This is a genomic window from Corynebacterium sp., from assembly GCF_030532325.1.
Classification (GTDB): Bacteria; Actinomycetota; Actinomycetes; order Mycobacteriales; family Mycobacteriaceae; genus Corynebacterium.
In genome coordinates this window covers 120,275-137,659 of the sequence record NZ_JAUNLS010000001.1, presented here as the reverse complement: position 1 = coordinate 137,659, position 17,385 = coordinate 120,275, and the positions used below count along the sequence as shown (strand labels likewise).

The window sequence follows — 17,385 nt, the reverse complement described above, 5'->3', positions numbered from 1 at the left end:
GGTGAGAGTAGCGTAGTGGCCATGACTGCGATTGATATTGAGCGCATTCGCGCCGCCGTAGCTGAAGATTTCTCCACCGTTGAGTTTGTGGAGTCCACCGGCTCCACCAACACCGATCTCATGCAGGCCGAGAGCGTGGCTGACGGCACCGTGCTGATCGCCGACGAACAAGTCTCCGGCAAGGGCCGCCTGGGCCGCCACTGGGTCAGCCCCAAGGGCGCGCAGCTCATCCTTTCGGTGCTCATTCTCCCGGAGTCTCTGGAACACCTGGGCACCCTGCCGCTGGCCGCGGGCCTGGCGGTGACCGACACCGTGGAGGGCGCCGTGCTCAAGTGGCCCAACGACGTCCAGATTGACGGCAAGAAGCTGTGCGGCATCCTCGCCGAGGCCGGCCCAGTGGGCGGGGCGTTCAAGTTCAAGTCCGCGCCCAAGACCGAGCTGCACAAAGCTGAAGTAAACAAGGCCGAGCTCAACAAAGCTGAGATCAACAAGGCCGAAATCGCCCCCAAGACCCAGGCCGGCCAGGCTCCCTCCGCCCGCGTGGTGGTGGGCATGGGCCTCAACGTCTCGCTCACCCGCGAGGAGCTGCCCGTGGAGGCCGCCACCTCGTTGGCGCTGGAGGGACATGACACCGACCGCACCGAGCTGGCCATCACCCTGCTCAAGAACCTGCGCCGTCGCATCACCCAGTGGCAGCAGCAGGATCCCCAGATGATGGTGGACTACCGCCGTGTGTGCGCCAGCCTGGGCCAGGAGGTCCGCCTGGAGGCACCGGACGGCGACATCACTGGCGTCGTCGAGGGCATTGCTGACGACGGCCGCATCAACGTCGGCGGCGAGTACTACTCGGCCGGTGACGTCACCCACCTGCGCCCGGCGGACTCCTAAACCACGCTGCCCGTCACCGCGCCCGGCGCTGCCCGTCACGGTGCACAGCGCGGTGGCAGGTAGTATCAGGCACCATGAGCTTGATGAAGTTAGGGCGCGGCGAGACCGTGCGGGTGGACGTGACCGCCCCGTTTCGCACCTTGCTCTTTCCCTTCCTCGAGTTGATCCTCGTCACCGGCGTGGCCTGGATTGCCATCGGCTGGGCGGACGTGCGCGGGATCGACGTCGCACTGCGCAACGGCCTGGTGGCCTTGTGGGTGGTGCTTGCTGTCTGGCGCTTCGTTATTCCTCTTATAAAGTCCCGCCGACGCCGCTTCATCGTGACTAACCTGCGGGTCATCGCGCGCGATGGCGGGCACATCGATTCCATCCCCCTGCGCGATATCCGTGGCGCGCGTCGGCGCCGGGGCGGGATTTCCCTAGCCATCCACGGCTACGAGCAGCCGATGTATTTCCCCTCAGTGCCCAAGGCCAAAAGGGTGGAGGAAGTCCTCAACGAGCAGCCCCTCTGGCGCTAGCCACGCAGCCTCCACGGGTGCTAGGGCCCGCACCCCAGGCCAGAAGTGCGAGGGCGTTGACTAGTATCGGATGGGTGAGTGAACAAGCAAAGCCCATCGTTACTGTTTATGGTGACGGCCAGCTCGCGCGCATGATGCAGCCGGCCGCCGCTGAGCTCGACATCCACCTGCGCATCCTGGCCTCCTCCCCGGAGCAGTCCGCCGCGCAGGTCATCCCGGACGTGGTGCTCGGTGATTACCACGATTATGACACCCTCGTCGCCGCCGCCCAGGGCGCCGATGCCCTCACCTTCGAGCACGAGCACGTTCCCACCGAGCACGTGCGCTCGCTTATCGATGCCTCCTATAACGTCCAGCCCCAACCCTCCGCGCTGCTCTATGCGCAGGACAAGCTCTTCATGCGCCAGAAGCTGAAGGAGCTCGGCGCCCCGGTGCCGCGTTTTGCCGCCATCGAGTCGGTAGAGGATGCCCGTAGCTTCGCTGAGCTGGTGGAAGGACGCGTGTGCCTCAAGGCTCGCCGCGGCGGCTACGATGGCCACGGCGTGTGGTTCCCCTCCGCCGAGGAGCTTGAGCCGCTGGTGACCGAGCTTCTCGAGGCGGGCACCCCGCTCATGGCCGAGGAGAAGGTCCAGCTCACCCGCGAGCTCTCCGTGCTGGTGGCGCGCCGCCCCTCCGGTGAGGTCAAGGCGTGGCCCATCACCGAGTCCGTGCAGCGTGACGGTATTTGTGCCGAGGCCTTTGCCCCGGCGCCTGGCCTCACCCCGGAGCTCGCCGAGCGCGCCGCCACGGTGGGCGAGCTGGTCGCTACCGAGCTGGGAGTGACCGGCGTGCTGGCCGTGGAGCTCTTCGCCTACGCCGTGGCCGTGGAACCCACCTTGAGCTCCGCCGCCACCGCCGCGGCCGCCTCCGTGGCGGGTGTCTCCAGCTCCATCCCGGTGGAAGATATCGCCGTCAACGAGCTGGCCATGCGCCCGCACAACACCGGCCACTGGACCCAGGACGGCTCGGTGACCTCGCAATTTGAGCAGCACCTGCGCGCGGTCCTGGACCTGCCGCTGGGTGAGACCAACGCCCTGGCGCCGATTACCGTCATGGCCAACGTGCTGGGCGCCGAGGAAGACCCGCAGATGCCCATGCCGCAGCGCGTGCGTGAGGTCATGCAGCGCTACCCGCAGGCCAAGATTCACCTTTACGGCAAGGAGCACCGCCCCGGCCGTAAGATCGGCCACGTCAACGTCGTGGGCACGGATGTAGCAGAAACCCGCCGCATTGCTGCCGACGCCGCCCACTTCCTCGTCCACGCCACCTGGGCTGAGGCCTAAGCAGACGCGGTGGGCGTATCCCCCGTACAACACGAAGGAGAAATTGAGATGGAACCGCTCGTTGGCCTGATTATGGGCTCCGATTCCGACTGGCCCACCGTGGAGCCTGCCGCTGAGGTTCTTGCTGAGTTCGGAGTGCCTTTTGAGGTGGGCGTGGTCAGCGCGCACCGCACCCCGGAAAAGATGCTGGCTTATGCCAAGTCTGCCCACGAGCGCGGGCTCAAGGCCATCATCGCGTGTGCCGGCGGCGCGGCACACCTGCCGGGCATGGTGGCAGCCGCAACCCCGCTGCCGGTGATTGGCATTCCGCGCGCGCTCAAGGATCTTGATGGCCTCGATTCCCTGCTGTCCATCGTGCAGATGCCCGGCGGGGTTCCCGTGGCCACGGTGTCCATCGGTGGGGCCAAGAACGCGGGCCTGCTGGCCGTGCGCATCCTGGGTGCCGGCGATGACTCCCTGACCCAGAAGATGGCCGCCTACCAGGAGAAGATGGCCGCTGAGGTCGAGCAGAAGGACGCGAACCTGCGCTCCCGTTTGCTCGGGGAGTAGTTGCTGTCTCAAGCGCCGAGTCAGGCGCCCCACTGCATCGGGCCCGATGATCCACGTGACCTCGCTGGCCCGGTGATCCCTAAAAGTCTGAACCTAAAAGGCTGAACCTCGACGTCGCCAAGCTCAGCGTCACGAGCGGAGCAAGACGCGACCTGGGAGTTCAGCCTTCCAGGTTCAGACTTTTAGTTCTCGGGCGGTGCCAGCACAGGGGAATGTGGCATCGGCTCACCAGCGCGTTGGTGACACCCTCCCGGTGGAGATCTCCCATGCCGCCTGCCGGACGCAAAAGTCTAGCCCTGGAAATCCAGACCTGCAGGTCGCGGTCTTCCAGGCGGTGGGCTCTGCGCTTGGCGACGTCGAGGTCTGTACTTCCAGGGCTAGATCTTTGGGTGGTGGGCGCGGGTCTGGCGGGAATGCCAGCACTGGAGTGACGGCGCTGAAGCGCTAGACCTCTGGCAGCGGGGGATTCGGTGCGGGATGCAGCGGCGTCATGGACATGACACTGCTAGCAGTTGCGTGCTTTGGTTTTAGGCTTTATGCTGCTCTCGTCTTGAGCTTGTCTAGAGGGGCTAGCGAGGATACTGCTTGAAGTTTTGTACGAAGATCTTGGGAACAGCGATACTGGTTGCCGGTTTTGTTTCTGTGTCTCCAACAATGGCGCTTGCGACTGACTTGGAATTTGGCCCTGTGGATGGGGAGTACGTGGCTCAGGAAAATCGGGATACAGAATTCGAACTAAATGGGGGCGAAGACGCAGCTGTCTTCTTCAACAGTCCTGCGGCGGATCGGAGCATAATAATTACTTCTGAAGCTCCTCAGGATTCTAGAGCTGCGAAAGATGACGACGATACGACTGCTGCTACATGTGTTAGCGCTGAACAGGACGGGGTGAAGGTAACTGTATATAATGACTGCCCGACACCCATGCGAGTCAAGGTTATTATGACTGGGCCTGTTGGAGCGCAGGACGCACGATGCGCAACGGTTGCCTCCGGCCAAGAGGAGGTTGTTGCGGAGTTCAGCGTTCCATACGTTACTAGAATTGACCGAGTGGTAAATTGCTGATGGTCAAGATGGATTCAATCGTTCTAAAAGTCTTGATTGTATTCGCTTTAGGATTAGCTCTTCCCGCGCCCTACGCGAAGGCGCTTCCGGACATCAAGAACGAATTTGGAATGTACACGGTGCAGTGCCAAGCAGTTGAGAATGCGGCGGGAAACCCTGTGCTCGGCTATGTTGTAGGAAACCATAAAAAGACTCCGCTAGATGCGCAACGTGATGCGGATCTGTATACGAATAAGTTCAATAACGCGCACAAACGGCACTGTTACCCGCAGAAGCGGTATCGACCTTCAGGTGCCTATGATACGAACTGGAATGCAATGTGATGAGTGGTGAAATTACGCTGGCTCGGACATACTTCCTCGCGCGCGAAAGTGATCTCGAGGCATGTTTTGAACAATATCTCAAGAGAATTGAACGGGTAAGGAAGTTCACGGAAGTCTATCTAATCTCTGACGCAGAGTTCCCAGAGCCGGACGGGGTAGCAAGATCGGTCCTGCTTTCTGATCTGCGCTCGCATTGGGGAGATACGTTGAACGAAGACGAATGGGATTTGTATAGCTACTCCACTGCGCTGGGGTCGATTGAAGAGCCGATCGCGCCGGGGGCCTCAGTATCTCGGCTTTGGGAAGATCTGCTGCTTACCGATGAAGAAGAATACCCCAAGTCATTCATAAGCCAAGTGCAACTCACATATATGTCTCGCGCATAATAGCTGGCGCCTCCGGATCTCTTGAGTGCACAACGTGTTTATTGCGTGTGAGCTAGACCTCCGGCAGCAGTGTGTCTGCCGTGGGGTAGGAGGCCTGGGCGCCCTGGCCGGTGGCGGCGAAGGCGCCGACGCGGGCGGCATAGCAGGCGGCGGTAACGAGATCGTCGCCGGCATCGAGGCGCGCGCAGAGAGCACCCGTAAAGGCATCGCCTGCTCCGGTGGTGTCCACCGGCGTGATGTGTGGGGTGGGGATGTCTACCACTCCTTCGGCGGTGGCGACCTGCGCGCCGCGAGCGCCGAGCGTGAGCACCACGGATGCAAAGCCCGCGCGCACCAATTCGGCGGCGGGGGATTCGGTGCGGGATGCAGTGGCGCCATGTGCATGCCCAAGCTGTTCCAGGACAAGCCCGGCCTCGTGCTCGTTGACTACTAAGGGATCTGCCTTGAGCAGGGCCGCGTGCTCAACATCAATAACCGGGGCGAGGTTCACCACGAGGCGGCCGCGGCTAAGTTCCGCGGCGGCGGCAAAGCCTGCGGCGGGAATCTCGCCTTGGAGCACCACAATGTCCGCTTCCGCGATGGGGGCGGCGTGGGCGTGGACAAAGGCGGAATCGACCAGTGCATTGGCCCCGGGGGAGACTACGATGGTGTTCTCGCCGCTAGCCGCCACAGTGATGACCGCCAGGCCCGTGGTGTGGGTGGTGCGGGCGACGTGGTTGAGATCTACGCCCGAAGAAGTGAGGTAGCTCAGCGCCGTCGAGGCATAAGGATCGGAACTGGCAGAACCCACTGCGCCGACAAAGCTGACCTCCGCGCCGAGGAGCGCGGCGGCTACGGCTTGGTTTGCGCCCTTACCACCGGCGGTGACCTCCCCGCCGTGTCCTAGGAGGGTTTCCCCGGGCAGCGGGTGGCGCTGGGCGTGAATGACGAGATCGGCGTTGATAGAGCCGACTACGGTAATGCTCATGTCTCCAGTATGCCGACGCGTTGCGCAGTGGACATGCGCGGGATGTAGCGGGTGGCCACGATGCTTCCCCGCGGGGTGTCATGGTGGGGGATGGCCGCCAGGAGGTTTTGCACCGCCAGCTGGCCAAGGGCTTCCATGTTTTGGTCCACCACGGAAATCGGCGTGGGCTGCAGGCGGAAGAAGGAGAGATCATCAAAGCCCACAAGCGCGATGTCGCTGCCGATGGTCCGCCCGGAGTTGTAGCACGCCTCCAGCGCGCCGGTGGTCATCATGGAATCGCCCGCCACCAGCGCGGTGATGCCCTTATCCATAAGCTCCAGCGCGCTGACGTAGCCCTCGCGGCGGCGGGATCCGCCCTGGCCAAATTCCGTGCGGAAGTCCTCGGTGGCGCCGCGGAAGACGGCCAGGCGCTGGCGGCCGGTGGAGGAATTCTGCGGGCCGGGAATGTAGCCGATGTGCGTGTGGCCCTTATCGCGCAGCTGCTGCAAAGCGGCGTACATACCGGGGCGCGGATCGGAGGCCACGGTGGGGAAGTGGGGAAGCTCGCGGTCGATGAGGAGGAGGGGGCGGCCCTTGGCGGCGTCGGTAAGCGCGGCCTCGGCGCCCTCCACCGGCACGGCGATGATGCCGTCCACCCGGCGCCAGGTCAGCGCGTCGAGGGCCTTGGCCTGGCGGGCCACGGAATCCGAGCAGGTGGTCATGATGGCGGCGATGCCGGCGGCGTCAGCCTCCCGCTCGATGGCCGCGGCGATTTGTGCGAAGTAGGGATCGGCAAGGTCGGGGATGACCACGCCGATGGCATCCGAGCGGGAGCCGCGCAGGGCGCGCGCCTGGGCGTTGGGGCGATAGCCCAGCTCGTTGGCGGCGTCCTTGATCTTCTTGGTGGTGGCCGCCGAGATGGCGGGGTGATTGGCCAGTGCGCGCGAGACGGTGGAGACGGAAAAGCCGGTGGTGGCGGCGAGATCTTTGAGGGTGGGAGTGGCCACGGCTTGTCCTTTGTGGAAAACCCTGCGCGGGGGAGGGGATAGAATCGTGCGTTATGTCGGTTCCCATCTTAGTCCTTGGCGCGCGGGTGGCCGGCGGCGAACCCACGTCCGTGTTGGCCGCCCGGCTGGACCGCGCGCTGGAGCTGTGGGAGGGCCAGCGCATCATCGTCTCCGGGCGCGGCGAGGCCCCGGCCATGGCCGCGTACCTGCGCAAGCGCGGCGTGCCGGCGGAGCTCATCGTGGAGGAAAGCCGCGCCACGAGCACCAACGAGAACCTGGAGAACGCCCGTGCCCTGGACGCCGCGCCCCATTTCGACGTGGTTACCAGTGACTTTCACTGCCTGCGCACCAAACTGTGGTCGTGGCATTTGGGCATTCCGGTGCGCCTGCACGCGGCGCTGACGCCGCGGCGCGATAGGCCGTATCACTACGTGCGCGAGCTGGTTGCCACACCCCATTCGGCGCTGAGGATCGCGTGGCGCCGGTGGCGCGCGCGTGGGATGAGAGGGTAACCCCACGGGCGCGCCCGGGCGGCCACCGGGGGAGTTTTCTGCAGCATAGGGGTGGATTTGTGCAAGTTTATGCAAACGATTGACTAGGGTTTGAGCTGCGCTTTAACCTTAAAAACGTAGTCAGTTTCCATACACCGGAAGGCGGTGTGCACCCCCATGTATCGCATCCACTGTGGTGAGTATCGCGCGGAGATCAATCCGCGCGGCGCCGGGCTGAAGTCACTCACGTTCCGCGGGGATAACCTCGTGGAAACCTACGAGGAAGACCAAACCCCGCCGATGTACGCCGGGCTGGTGCTCGCACCCTGGCCCAACCGCACCGCCGACGGACACTTCACCTGGAAAGGCCAGAGCTACGACCTTCCCGTCAACGAGCCCGAGCGCGGCAACGCCATCCACGGGCTGGTGGCGCAGGCGCACTGGCAGCCGGTGGAGGTTCACGGTGATTCGGTGCGGCTGACCACACCCCTGCGCAGGCCCTGGCCCTGGGCAGTGAACCTGGACATCGAGTACCGGCTCGATGCCCACGGCCTTCTCATCCGTCTGCATGCGGACACTGAGCGGGCCGCCGGCGCGGACAGTGCTCAGGCACCTGAGGGGGAGGAGCCGGGGGCAGAACCCAGCCCCTTCGCCTTCGGCCTGCACACCTTCCTCTCCGCCCGCGGTGCTGCCACAGACGAGTGCGAGCTGAGCATTCCCGTCAGTGAGCACCACCTGCTGGACTCCCGCAACCTGCCCACCGGCGAGGTCCACCCCGCCCGCATCTCCCACCAGCGCATCAGCGAGGTGAACTGGGATGACTGCTTCCGCGGCGAGGGCCCGCTCCAGGTGGACTACGTGCATCCGGCCAGCGGCCGGGGCGTGCGCATGGAGATGGGCACGGGCCTTGACTGGGTACAGCTTTTTACCCCGGATGATTACCCCGGCCGTGGCCGCGCGCTGGCCGTGGAGCCCATGAGCGCTCCGCCCAACGCGCTGGTCAGTGGCACCGACCTTGCCACCACCCCCGTGGACTTTGAGCTTCGACTTAGCGGACTCGGCTAGTTCACCTCCCCGCATCCCTTCCTTCCCCGACACCTGCACAACCTAGAAAGTTCTCGCTATGGAACCCTCAGTTCTTCGACTTGACGCCACGTGGGTGGACTACCTGCTCGTCGCGTTGTACTTCATCTTCGTTCTGGGCATCGGCTGGGCCGCCAAGGCTCGTGTGTCCTCTTCTATCGACTTCTTCCTCTCCGGCCGCGGCCTGCCCGCCTGGGTGACCGGCCTGGCCTTCGTCTCCGCCAACCTGGGCGCCGTGGAGATCATCGGCATGTCCGCCAACGGCGTGGAGTACGGCTTCCAGACCATGCACTACTTTTGGATCGGCGCCGTGCCCGCCATGGTCTTCCTGGGCATTGTCATGATGCCCTTCTACTACGGCTCTAAGGTGCGCTCCGTTCCCGAGTTCATGCGCAAGCGCTTTGGCAACACCGCGCACCTGGTGAACGCGATCTCCTTCGCCATTGCCCAGCTGCTTATCGCCGGCGTTAACCTCTACCTGCTGGCCACCATCGTCGAGGCCCTGCTGGGCTGGGAGATGTGGGTGGCGCTGCTGGTCGCCGGCCTCATTGTGCTCTCCTACATCACCCTGGGCGGCCTCTCCGCCGCCATCTACAACGAGGTGCTGCAGTTCTTCGTCATCGTCGCAGCCCTGGCACCGCTGACCATCATCGGCCTCAACCGCGTGGGCGGCTGGGAAGGCCTCAAGGCCTCCGTGGCCAACGAGTCCCACTTCCACACCTGGCCCGGCACGGAGATCTCCGGCTTTGAGAACCCGGTGTGGTCCGTCATCGGCATCGTCCTGGGCCTGGGCTTCGTGCTCTCCTTCGGCTACTGGACCACCAACTTCGTTGAGGTGCAGCGCGCCATGGCCTCCGAGTCCATCTCCGCGGCCCGCAAGACCCCGATCATCGGTGCCTTCCCCAAGATGTTCATCCCCTTCCTCGTGGTCATCCCCGGCATGATCGCCTCGGTCATGGTGGCCGACCTCGTGGAGGGCAGCGCCAAGCCTAACGACGCCATCCTGCTGCTCATGCGCGATCTCCTGCCCAACGGCCTGCTGGGCGTGGCCATCGCCGGCCTGCTGGCCTCCTTCATGGCCGGCATGGCGGCTAACATCTCGGCCTTCAACACCGTGATCTCCTACGACATCTGGCAGACCTACGTGGTCAAGGACCGCGACGATGATTACTACCTACGCTTCGGCCGCATCGCCACCGTGGTGGCCACCGGCGTGGCCATCTTCACCGCCCTGCTGGCGCAGAACTTTGGCAACGTCATGGACTACCTGCAAACGCTCTTCGGCTTCTTCAACGCCCCGCTGTTTGCCACCTTCATCCTCGGCATGTTCTGGAAGCGCATGACCCCGCACGCCGGTTGGTCTGGCCTGGTGGCCGGTACGCTGTCCGCGATTGCCTTCTGGTACGTCTCCACCTTCACCGACGCCTCCGCGACCATCTTCAACCTGCCCGGTCAGGGCACGGCCTTCGTTGCCGCCGGCGTGGCCTTCGCTACGGATATCGTGGTCTCTGTCATCGTGTCCATGTTCACCCAGCCCAAGCCCGATGAGGAGCTGGTCGGCTTCGTGTCCTCCGTGACCCCGAAGGGCCACTTCGAGGACTACACCGAGGCCAACCTGCCCTGGTACAAGCGCACCGTCCCGCTCGGCGTCATCTGCCTGGCGGTGGCCGTTGGCCTCAACGTCATCTTCGCCTAATCGCCCCTATCTTGTGAGAAAAGGATTCACATCATGTCTTCTCCCTCCTCCCCACAGCGAGCCGGCGCCTTCGATCTGCGCAACGTCATTGGCGCGCTGCTCGGCCTGTACGGAATCATCCTCCTGCTCTGCTCCTTCCTGCTGGACCCGGGCATCAACCCGGAAAACAACATTCCGAAGAACTCCTCTGACAACCTGTGGGCCGGTCTGGCCATGCTCGCCGTCGCCGCGATCATGATGGCCTGGGCTTACTTCAAGCCCATCGTCGTGGAGGAACATCCCCACCGCGCCGATCATGCAGCGGAGGCGAAGTAGATGCTTAACGTCACTCACGCCACGCTTGCCGACGGCCGCGAGATCATCTACTTCGACGACACCGAGCATCCCGACCGCGTCCTCGAGGATTCCCGCGATCTGCCGCAGGTGGTCCCGGCCTCCGAGATGCGCCGCGATCCCCTCACCGGGGACTGGGTGGCCTTTGCCGCTCACCGCATGAACCGCACGTTCATGCCGCCGGCCAACGAGAACCCGTTGGCCCCGACTACCCCGGGGCACCTGCCCACCGAGATCCCCAGTCCCAGCTACGACGTCGTGGTCTTCGAGAACCGCTTCCCCTCCTTTGCCATGGGCATGGAAGACTACACCGAGGATCTCGACGGCATGGGCCTGGTCCCGCGCCGGGCGGCCCGCGCGCGCTGCGAGGTGGTCTGCTTTACCTCCGATCCCGCAGCCAGCTTCAAGGACCTGCCTGTCAGCCGCATCCGCACCGTGATCGAGGCCTGGGCGCACCGCACCGAGGCGCTCAGCGCCCTGCCCGAGGTGCAGCAGGTCTTCCCCTTCGAAAACCGCGGCGAGGAGATCGGCGTCACCCTCCAGCACCCGCACGGTCAGATCTACTCCTATCCCTTCCTCTCGCCGCGCATGCGCTCCCTGGTGGCCTCCTCTCAGGCCTACGAGGGGGATCTCTTCCAGGATCTGCTCGACCGCGAGCGCGAGGTGGGCACGCGCGTCATCGCGCAGACGGAGCACTTCACCGTCTTTGTTCCGCCGGCCGCCAAGTGGCCGGTGGAGGCCATGGTCATGCCCAACGCCTACGCAGCCGATTTCTGCGACCTCAATGACGAGCAGCGTGATGACCTCGCGGCCCTGCTCAAGAAGCTCTACTCCGCGGTGGATCGCTTCTTCGAGGGTGTGGAGAAAACCCCGTACATCGCCGGCTGGAACCTGGCGCCCACGGATCCCGCGCTGCGCGGGGACGTGCGCATGCATCTCCAACTCTTCTCTCTCATGCGTTCTCCCAACCGGCTGAAGTACCTGGCCGGCTCCGAATCCGCCCAGGCGGTGTGGATCAATGACACCACCCCTGAGGCCATCGCCGCTCGTTTCAAGGAGGTGTGGGATGCCTAAGTGGATCACCTTCCGCAGCGATTCCGAGCTCATCAATGCCGCGAGCGGCCTGTTCCAGGACACCTTCGGCCACGAGCCCGCCGGCGTGTGGGCCGCGCCCGGCCGCGTCAACCTCATCGGTGAGCACGTGGACTACGCCGGCGGCGTGTGCGTGCCCTTCGCCCTGGAGGAAAACACCGCGGTGGCCGTGGCCCCGCGGGAGGACGGTCTGCTGGAGATCGCCTCCGATTACGAGGGCTCCGTGGTGCGCGCAACAGTGCGCCTGGATGAGGTCCGCCCGGGCTTTCCGGCCGACTGGTCCGACTACGTCGCCGGAGCCGTGTGGGCCGGCCTGGAGGAGGGCATCATTGAGTCCTGCTCCGGCCTCTCCATCGCCATTACCTCCGACGTGCCGGTAGGCTCCGGCCTGTCCAGCTCCGCGGCGCTCGAGTGCTCCGTGGCGGTGGCGGCCTACGAGCTGGCCTGCGGGCATGCGCCTGACGACGCCGCCCGCGCCCGCCTGGTTAAGGCCTGCATCCGCGCGGAGAATGAGGTGGTGGGGGCGTCGACAGGCGGGCTGGATCAAAACAGCAGCCTCTTCGGCCGCCCCGGCTCCGCCCTGGTGCTGGACTTCCACGACGGCTCGGTGCGCCACGTGCCCTTTGACATCGCCGCGCACGGCATGGTGCTGCTCATCGCGGACACCAACGCCCCGCACACGCTTAACGACGGCCAGTACGCCTCGCGCCGTGGCGTCATCGACGAGGTGCAGGAGGCTCTGACCGAGGGCGGCACCGTTCGCGATATCCCCAACGCCGTGGAGGCCGCCGGCCAGTGGGCCGCGGATAACGGCAGGGACGTGGAGCTGGTGACCCGCCGCGTGCGCCACATCGTGGAGGAGACCGCCCGCACGCAGCAGGCCGCCCAGGCCCTGGAGGCGGAGGACTTTGATCGCTTCCGTGAGCTCATGTATGACAGCCACGTCTCCATGCGCGACCTCTATGAAATCACCACCCCGGAGCTCGATACCGCCTGCGTGGCGGCCGGTGAGGTGGGCGCGCGCATGACCGGCGGCGGCTTCGGCGGTGCCATCATCGCGCTCATCAAGCAGGAGGACGTGGACTCCACCGCCGAGGCCATCGCCTCCGCGGCTGCCGAGCATGGCTTCCCGGAGCCGGCCTTCATGGTGGCCCGCCCGGGCCAGGGCGCGCGGCGCCTGGCCTAGAACGGGGTCTAGCCGCGAAGAGCTCTAAAGCGAACAGAAAGCTCTAGAGCTTTGCCAGCGCCTTGGTGATGCCCTCGATGAGGGTGGGCCGGGATTGCTTCATGGGGTGCGCGATGGCGCGCAGCCCCATGTAGGCAATCTGATCGGCTGCCTGGTTGAGGGGATCCCCGGAGTGGCCCATGACGCGGCGGATCTGAACCTCGCAGTGGCCCTCGACGTCGTACCAGGCCTGTTGGAATCGGGAGCGCGCTCCCGAGCTCACCCCGCGCCACACACCGCGGGTGCGTACGGCCTTGGACTTTCTATTGCGGATCTGCTTGACCGCCTCGAGGGCGGCCACGGAATCGGACTCGATGATCGCCTTCGTGGCCCCCACCTTGAGCAGGTACTTCAGCGCCAGGGTCAGTGCCTCCAGCTCCAACTCATCGGTGCCGGCCGTGGTTTCCCTGGTGCGCAGGCGGTAGTCGCCGTTGCCGGCCACGAAGCACATCGAGCCCTTGAAGACGGTATCGGAGGAGGCGTCGGTGGCAATGCGCACGGTGGCGCCCTCCGGCCACGAGGAGGCCTGGGAGAAGTTCGGCCACCAGTGAGCCTTAGTGGTTTCCACCTTGGCGGCGGGCTTGACGCGCGGGGCCTCGCCGAGCCTTTTGGCCTTGCGTGCGGTATGCGAGGCCTCGTTGCGGCGGACGTTGCTCGCGGTGCGCGAAGCCCGATTTTCCTGGGCGAAGCTACCGGTGACCACGTAGCCGCGCGCCTCCAGTGCGTTGCGCAGGGCCGCCTGCCGGCGGCCGGTGACTATCCATACCCGGCCCTTAATGCCGCGCAGCGCGCGCTGCAGCTCCCGGAGGGTGACCTCGACGATGTCGCCCTCTTTGATCTGTCCCTTGCGCACGAAGCGAGTCTGCTTGGTGTTGACGGCGATGACCCAGCCGTCCACTTTTCCACTCGGCGCGGAATCCCAGCGCTCGTCCCACAATGCGATGGCCACGTGCACGGGTGCGGACACCATCTTCGGGGTGAATTTGCGTGTGCCGTAGGTGCGCGATTGTGTGCCGGTGAGGGCACTCAGCTCTAGAGGTTCCATCGCTACTAGTAAACCATTAGCGCCAGCTATGCTGTGTCATCGCTCATCCTGGTGCCGCCGGCCCCAGCCGCCAGCGCAGTCTGCGTGGCGTCCGGGCAGTGGGGCGTGGCCCACCGCCCGCTTCTACCCCCGTCCGGTGTCTAAAGTCCCAGCTCACGGAGGTAGGGGAGGAGACATTTCGGGTGATAGGGAAAAGAGCTTTGCAGATTGTTGAACAACCCCTAAGCTGTTCATCATCTCAAAATGCGACCCACGTCACGAAAGGCTCTCCAGCGTGAGTTCTGAACCAATCACCACCTCCGGCCCCGAGGGTCACTCTGGCACGGCTCCCGATTCCGCCTCGGCCGTGGCCTCTGCACAGAAGCCCGCTGCGCCCAAGGGCATCGGTGCCATGGCCGGTGCCATGTTCCTTATGGCCACCTCCGCCATCGGCCCGGGCTTTTTGACCCAAACCTCGGTCTTTACCGTTCAGATGGGCGCGGCCTTCGCGTTCGCCATCGTCCTGTCCATCCTCGTAGACATCGCCATCCAGCTCAACGTGTGGCGCGTGCTCGCCGTGTCCGGCAAGCGCGCCAACGAGCTGGGCAACACCGTGCTGCCCGGCCTGGGCTGGTTTCTGGCCATCCTGGTCTTCATCGGCGGCATGGTCTTCAACATTGGCAACATCGCCGGCTCCGGTCTGGGCCTGAACGCCATGCTCGGCATCGACGCCCGCCTGGGTAGCGTCATCGCCGCGGCCATCGCCGTCTTCATATTCCTGTCCAAGCGCGCCGGCGTGGCGCTCGATCGCATCGTGGCGGCCCTGGGCGCCATCATGATCCTGCTCATGCTCTACGTGGCGATTGTCTCCCAGCCGCCGGTGGGTGAGGCCCTGAAGAACACCGTTATGCCGGAGAAGGTGGACTTCTTTGTCATCACCACCCTCATCGGTGGCACCGTGGGTGGCTACATCACCTTTGCGGGCGCGCACCGCCTCATTGACTCCGGCCTCACCGGCCCCGAGCACGTCAAGCAGATCACGCAGACCTCCGTGCTGGGCATCATCATCACTGGCATCATGCGCATTCTGCTCTTCCTGGCGGTGCTCGGCGTGGTGGCCACCGGCGTGGCCCTGTCCGAGGACAACACGGCTGCCGACGCCTTCCACCACGCCGCCGGCGAGTTCGGCTTGCGTGCCTTCGGCGTGGTGCTTTTCGCCGCTGGCCTCTCCTCCGTCATCGGTGCCTCCTATACCTCGATTACCTTCGTGACCACCCAGGACACCAAGCCGCGCACCCGCAATCTGCTCACCGTGGGCTTCATTGCGGTGTGCACCATCCTCTTTGTCATCCTCAACTCCGCACCGCAGAAGCTGCTCATCTTCGCGGGCGCCTTCAACGGCATTATCTTGCCGATTGCCTTTGCCATGGTCATGTGGGTGGCTTTCCGCCGCCACGATCTCACCCAGGGCATCAAGCAGCCCAAGTGGCTGCTTGTCCTCGGCCTGCTGGCGCTGATCCTAGAGATTTACATCGGCGTCAATTCCATCTCTGGCATTGCGAAGCTGTGGGCATAATGGCCATCCCCACGCTGAAGACTCCCGCAGAGGTCCGCGCTTTCGCCCGCGAGCACGACATGGTCACCACCGCCGGCCACGCCCGCGGCTACATGCAGGCCAACCTGCTGGCCGTGCCACAGGAGTACGCCTTTGACTTCCTGCTCTTTGCGCAGCGCAACCCCAAACCCTGCCCGATAGTCGGCGTGCTGGAGGCCGGGATGTTCACCTCCGATCTCCTCCCCGGCGGGGACATCCGCACCGACATCCCGGCCTACAACATTTACGAGGACGGAGTGCTCACGCACACGCTGGACAACGCCACCTCCTTCTACACCGAGGACATGGTCAGCTTCCTCATCGGCTGCTCCTTTACCTTTGAGACCGCTCTGCAGGACAACGGCATCGCCATCGCCCACATCGAGCAGGGCCGCAACGTGCCGATGTACCGCACCAGCATCCCCACCACGCCGGCAGGAGTCTTCTCCGGACCGATGGTGGTGTCCATGCGGCCCATCCCAGCCCACCAGGTGGCCGACGCCGTACGGATTACCTCCCGCTATCCCTCCGTCCACGGTGCGCCGGTGCACGTGGGCGATCCCGCGGCCATCGGCATCGAGGACTTGTCCCGCCCCGACTTCGGCGAGGCCATCGACATCCCGGAGGGCACCATCCCGGTGTTCTGGGCGTGCGGGGTGACCCCGCAGGCCATCGTGATGAACTCCACGCCGCGCCTGGCCATCACCCACGCCCCGGGCAAGATGCTGGTTACTGATGCCCGGGACCTCGACTATCAGGTGCCTTGATCACACCGAGCACTGCGCACTGAGTGCTGCGCGGATAACTATTCAGACACAAAGCCAGCAGGGGGCTTAAATAAGCGCAAACTTCTTAGTAGCCTCAGGGCCTAACCCTATTCCCGTAAAGGATCGAAGGAGAACCCCATGCTGAAGTTCAAGAAGACCCTGGCGGCGGCCAGCACCGCCGTGCTCATTGTGGCGGCGTCCCCCAGCGCCCTGGCCGAGCAAGGCCCGGCCCCTGCACCCGCCCCAGCGCCTGCTCCGTCGTCCTCGCTCGGTGACGGCATTGTCAACGGCCTGCAGGAACTGATCCGCATCCCGGGAGTGGGGGAGGCCCTGCGGGATACCTTCTTCGTGGTGGTGGGCATCCCCGCCATGCTCTCCTCGATGGGCTCGTCGATGCTCAGCATCCCGCAGTGCGGGCTCTTTGACACCCGCGCCTGCTAGTCCGGAATTGTTACTGCGGGCTATTAGTCCAGTACCGCGATGATGGAGTTCATCGCGCGGGTGAGATCCGCGCGGGAGGCCTCCGCTGCCTCCTCGCGCTTGCCCGCGGCGATGAGCGTGGCTAGCTCGAGGTTGGTCTCGATGTGCTCGGCGTGGATGTCGGGCTTGCGCTGCAGCGCCAGCAGGAAGGTCACGCGCATGCGGGCCAGCAGGTTGGACATCGTGCGGTCCAGGGTGGGGGAATGCAGGCCCGCCACCAACGCCTTGTGGAAGCGCTGATTGATGAGGGGCAAGGGGGCGTCCTCCCGCAGCGCCTGCTCGGTCAAGTCCACGAGGGCCTCGGGGTGATCGAAGGTACCGTAGCGCGCGGCGGAGGGCTCGATGGCGGCGCGCGCGAGGTAGAGATCACGCACGAAGTCCCGGTCCGGGGTGGCGATGAAAACGCCGCGGTTGGGGATGCGCTCCACGATGTGCTCCGAGGTCAACATGGCAAAAGCCTCCCGCAGGGTGTTGCGGGAGCAGTTGAAGCGCTCGGCGGCGCGCACCTCGCTGAGCTGTTGGCCGGGCATGAACTCGCCTTCGGAGATGGCGGTGCGCAGCGCGGCCGCGACGGAATCTGCAAGCATGCGGATTAC

Annotated in this window: 19 protein-coding genes; 15 read left to right on the top strand and 4 right to left on the bottom strand. The window is 64.8% G+C overall.

What is annotated here, in order from left to right:
• The first annotated feature begins 21 nt into the window (after positions 1 to 21).
• From Q4E25_RS00655 to Q4E25_RS00630, 6 genes are all read left to right on the top strand, one after another.
• Positions 22 to 888: a biotin--[acetyl-CoA-carboxylase] ligase gene (locus Q4E25_RS00655; RefSeq protein ID WP_303152895.1), complete on the top strand. Its 867-nt coding sequence runs from the start codon at positions 22 to 24 to the stop codon at positions 886 to 888.
• A gap of 74 nt (positions 889 to 962) precedes the next feature.
• The gene (locus Q4E25_RS00650; protein ID WP_303152893.1) at positions 963 to 1,406 is read left to right on the top strand and encodes a hypothetical protein; all 444 of its coding nucleotides are present in this window, start codon (positions 963 to 965) and stop codon (positions 1,404 to 1,406) included.
• A 74-nt stretch (positions 1,407 to 1,480) separates the two neighbouring features.
• Positions 1,481 to 2,728, top strand: coding sequence for a 5-(carboxyamino)imidazole ribonucleotide synthase (locus Q4E25_RS00645; protein ID WP_303152891.1), 1,248 nt, complete (start codon positions 1,481 to 1,483; stop codon positions 2,726 to 2,728).
• 48 nt (positions 2,729 to 2,776) lie between these two features.
• Positions 2,777 to 3,277, top strand: a complete 501-nt coding sequence (gene purE, locus Q4E25_RS00640) for a 5-(carboxyamino)imidazole ribonucleotide mutase (protein ID WP_303152889.1) — start codon at positions 2,777 to 2,779, stop codon at positions 3,275 to 3,277.
• Positions 3,278 to 4,341: 1,064 nt separating this feature from the next.
• Complete coding sequence (locus Q4E25_RS00635; protein ID WP_303152886.1) at positions 4,342 to 4,665, top strand: hypothetical protein; 324 nt, start codon at positions 4,342 to 4,344, stop codon at positions 4,663 to 4,665.
• Positions 4,665 to 5,051 carry a hypothetical protein gene (locus Q4E25_RS00630; protein ID WP_303152884.1) on the top strand — a complete coding sequence of 129 codons (387 nt, stop codon included), beginning with the start codon at positions 4,665 to 4,667 and terminating at the stop codon, positions 5,049 to 5,051. Before Q4E25_RS00635 ends, Q4E25_RS00630 begins: the two co-directional genes overlap by 1 nt.
• A gap of 52 nt (positions 5,052 to 5,103) precedes the next feature.
• Here the strand turns inward: Q4E25_RS00630 and Q4E25_RS00625 are convergent, their stop codons facing one another.
• Positions 5,104 to 6,018 (bottom strand): ribokinase, encoded by a 915-nt coding sequence (locus tag Q4E25_RS00625; RefSeq protein ID WP_303152882.1) that lies wholly within the window; start codon positions 6,016 to 6,018, stop codon positions 5,104 to 5,106.
• Complete coding sequence (locus Q4E25_RS00620) at positions 6,015 to 7,004, bottom strand: LacI family DNA-binding transcriptional regulator (protein ID WP_303152879.1); 990 nt, start codon at positions 7,002 to 7,004, stop codon at positions 6,015 to 6,017. Before Q4E25_RS00620 ends, Q4E25_RS00625 begins: the two co-directional genes overlap by 4 nt.
• A 53-nt stretch (positions 7,005 to 7,057) precedes the next feature.
• Between Q4E25_RS00620 and Q4E25_RS00615 the strand changes: the two genes are divergently transcribed.
• The 6 genes from Q4E25_RS00615 (at position 7,058) to galK (ending at position 12,885) form a co-directional block, all read left to right on the top strand.
• On the top strand, positions 7,058 to 7,516 hold the full coding sequence (locus Q4E25_RS00615; protein ID WP_303152875.1) for a YdcF family protein: 459 nt from the start codon (positions 7,058 to 7,060) through the stop codon (positions 7,514 to 7,516).
• A 156-nt stretch (positions 7,517 to 7,672) separates the two neighbouring features.
• A complete protein-coding gene (locus tag Q4E25_RS00610; protein WP_303152872.1) occupies positions 7,673 to 8,560 on the top strand; it encodes an aldose epimerase in 888 nt (295 codons plus the stop codon).
• A 58-nt stretch (positions 8,561 to 8,618) separates the two neighbouring features.
• Positions 8,619 to 10,274 carry a sodium:solute symporter family protein gene (locus Q4E25_RS00605; protein ID WP_303152870.1) on the top strand — a complete coding sequence of 552 codons (1,656 nt, stop codon included), beginning with the start codon at positions 8,619 to 8,621 and terminating at the stop codon, positions 10,272 to 10,274.
• Between the two features lie 33 nt (positions 10,275 to 10,307).
• A complete protein-coding gene (locus Q4E25_RS00600; protein ID WP_303152867.1) occupies positions 10,308 to 10,589 on the top strand; it encodes a hypothetical protein in 282 nt (93 codons plus the stop codon).
• On the top strand, positions 10,590 to 11,681 hold the full coding sequence (galT, locus tag Q4E25_RS00595; protein WP_303152864.1) for a galactose-1-phosphate uridylyltransferase: 1,092 nt from the start codon (positions 10,590 to 10,592) through the stop codon (positions 11,679 to 11,681).
• Entirely contained in the window at positions 11,674 to 12,885 is a 1,212-nt protein-coding gene (gene galK / locus Q4E25_RS00590) for a galactokinase (protein ID WP_303152862.1), read from the top strand. Before galT ends, galK begins: the two co-directional genes overlap by 8 nt.
• Positions 12,886 to 12,928: 43 nt before the next feature.
• On the opposite strand, the gene Q4E25_RS00585 is transcribed toward galK, so the two are convergent.
• On the bottom strand, positions 12,929 to 13,969 hold the full coding sequence (locus Q4E25_RS00585; protein WP_303152861.1) for an RNase H family protein: 1,041 nt from the start codon (positions 13,967 to 13,969) through the stop codon (positions 12,929 to 12,931).
• 391 nt (positions 13,970 to 14,360) lie between these two features.
• Between Q4E25_RS00585 and Q4E25_RS00580 the strand changes: the two genes are divergently transcribed.
• The 3 genes from Q4E25_RS00580 (at position 14,361) to Q4E25_RS00570 (ending at position 16,750) form a co-directional block, all read left to right on the top strand.
• A complete protein-coding gene (locus Q4E25_RS00580; protein WP_303153182.1) occupies positions 14,361 to 15,524 on the top strand; it encodes an NRAMP family divalent metal transporter in 1,164 nt (387 codons plus the stop codon).
• Complete coding sequence (locus tag Q4E25_RS00575) at positions 15,524 to 16,309, top strand: putative hydro-lyase (RefSeq protein ID WP_303152859.1); 786 nt, start codon at positions 15,524 to 15,526, stop codon at positions 16,307 to 16,309. The genes Q4E25_RS00580 and Q4E25_RS00575 overlap by 1 nt, the downstream gene beginning before the upstream one ends.
• A 138-nt stretch (positions 16,310 to 16,447) precedes the next feature.
• Positions 16,448 to 16,750 carry a hypothetical protein gene (locus Q4E25_RS00570; protein ID WP_303152857.1) on the top strand — a complete coding sequence of 101 codons (303 nt, stop codon included), beginning with the start codon at positions 16,448 to 16,450 and terminating at the stop codon, positions 16,748 to 16,750.
• 23 nt (positions 16,751 to 16,773) lie between these two features.
• On the opposite strand, the gene Q4E25_RS00565 is transcribed toward Q4E25_RS00570, so the two are convergent.
• Positions 16,774 to 17,376 (bottom strand): GntR family transcriptional regulator, encoded by a 603-nt coding sequence (locus Q4E25_RS00565; protein WP_303152855.1) that lies wholly within the window; start codon positions 17,374 to 17,376, stop codon positions 16,774 to 16,776.
• Positions 17,377 to 17,385 lie beyond the last annotated feature (9 nt).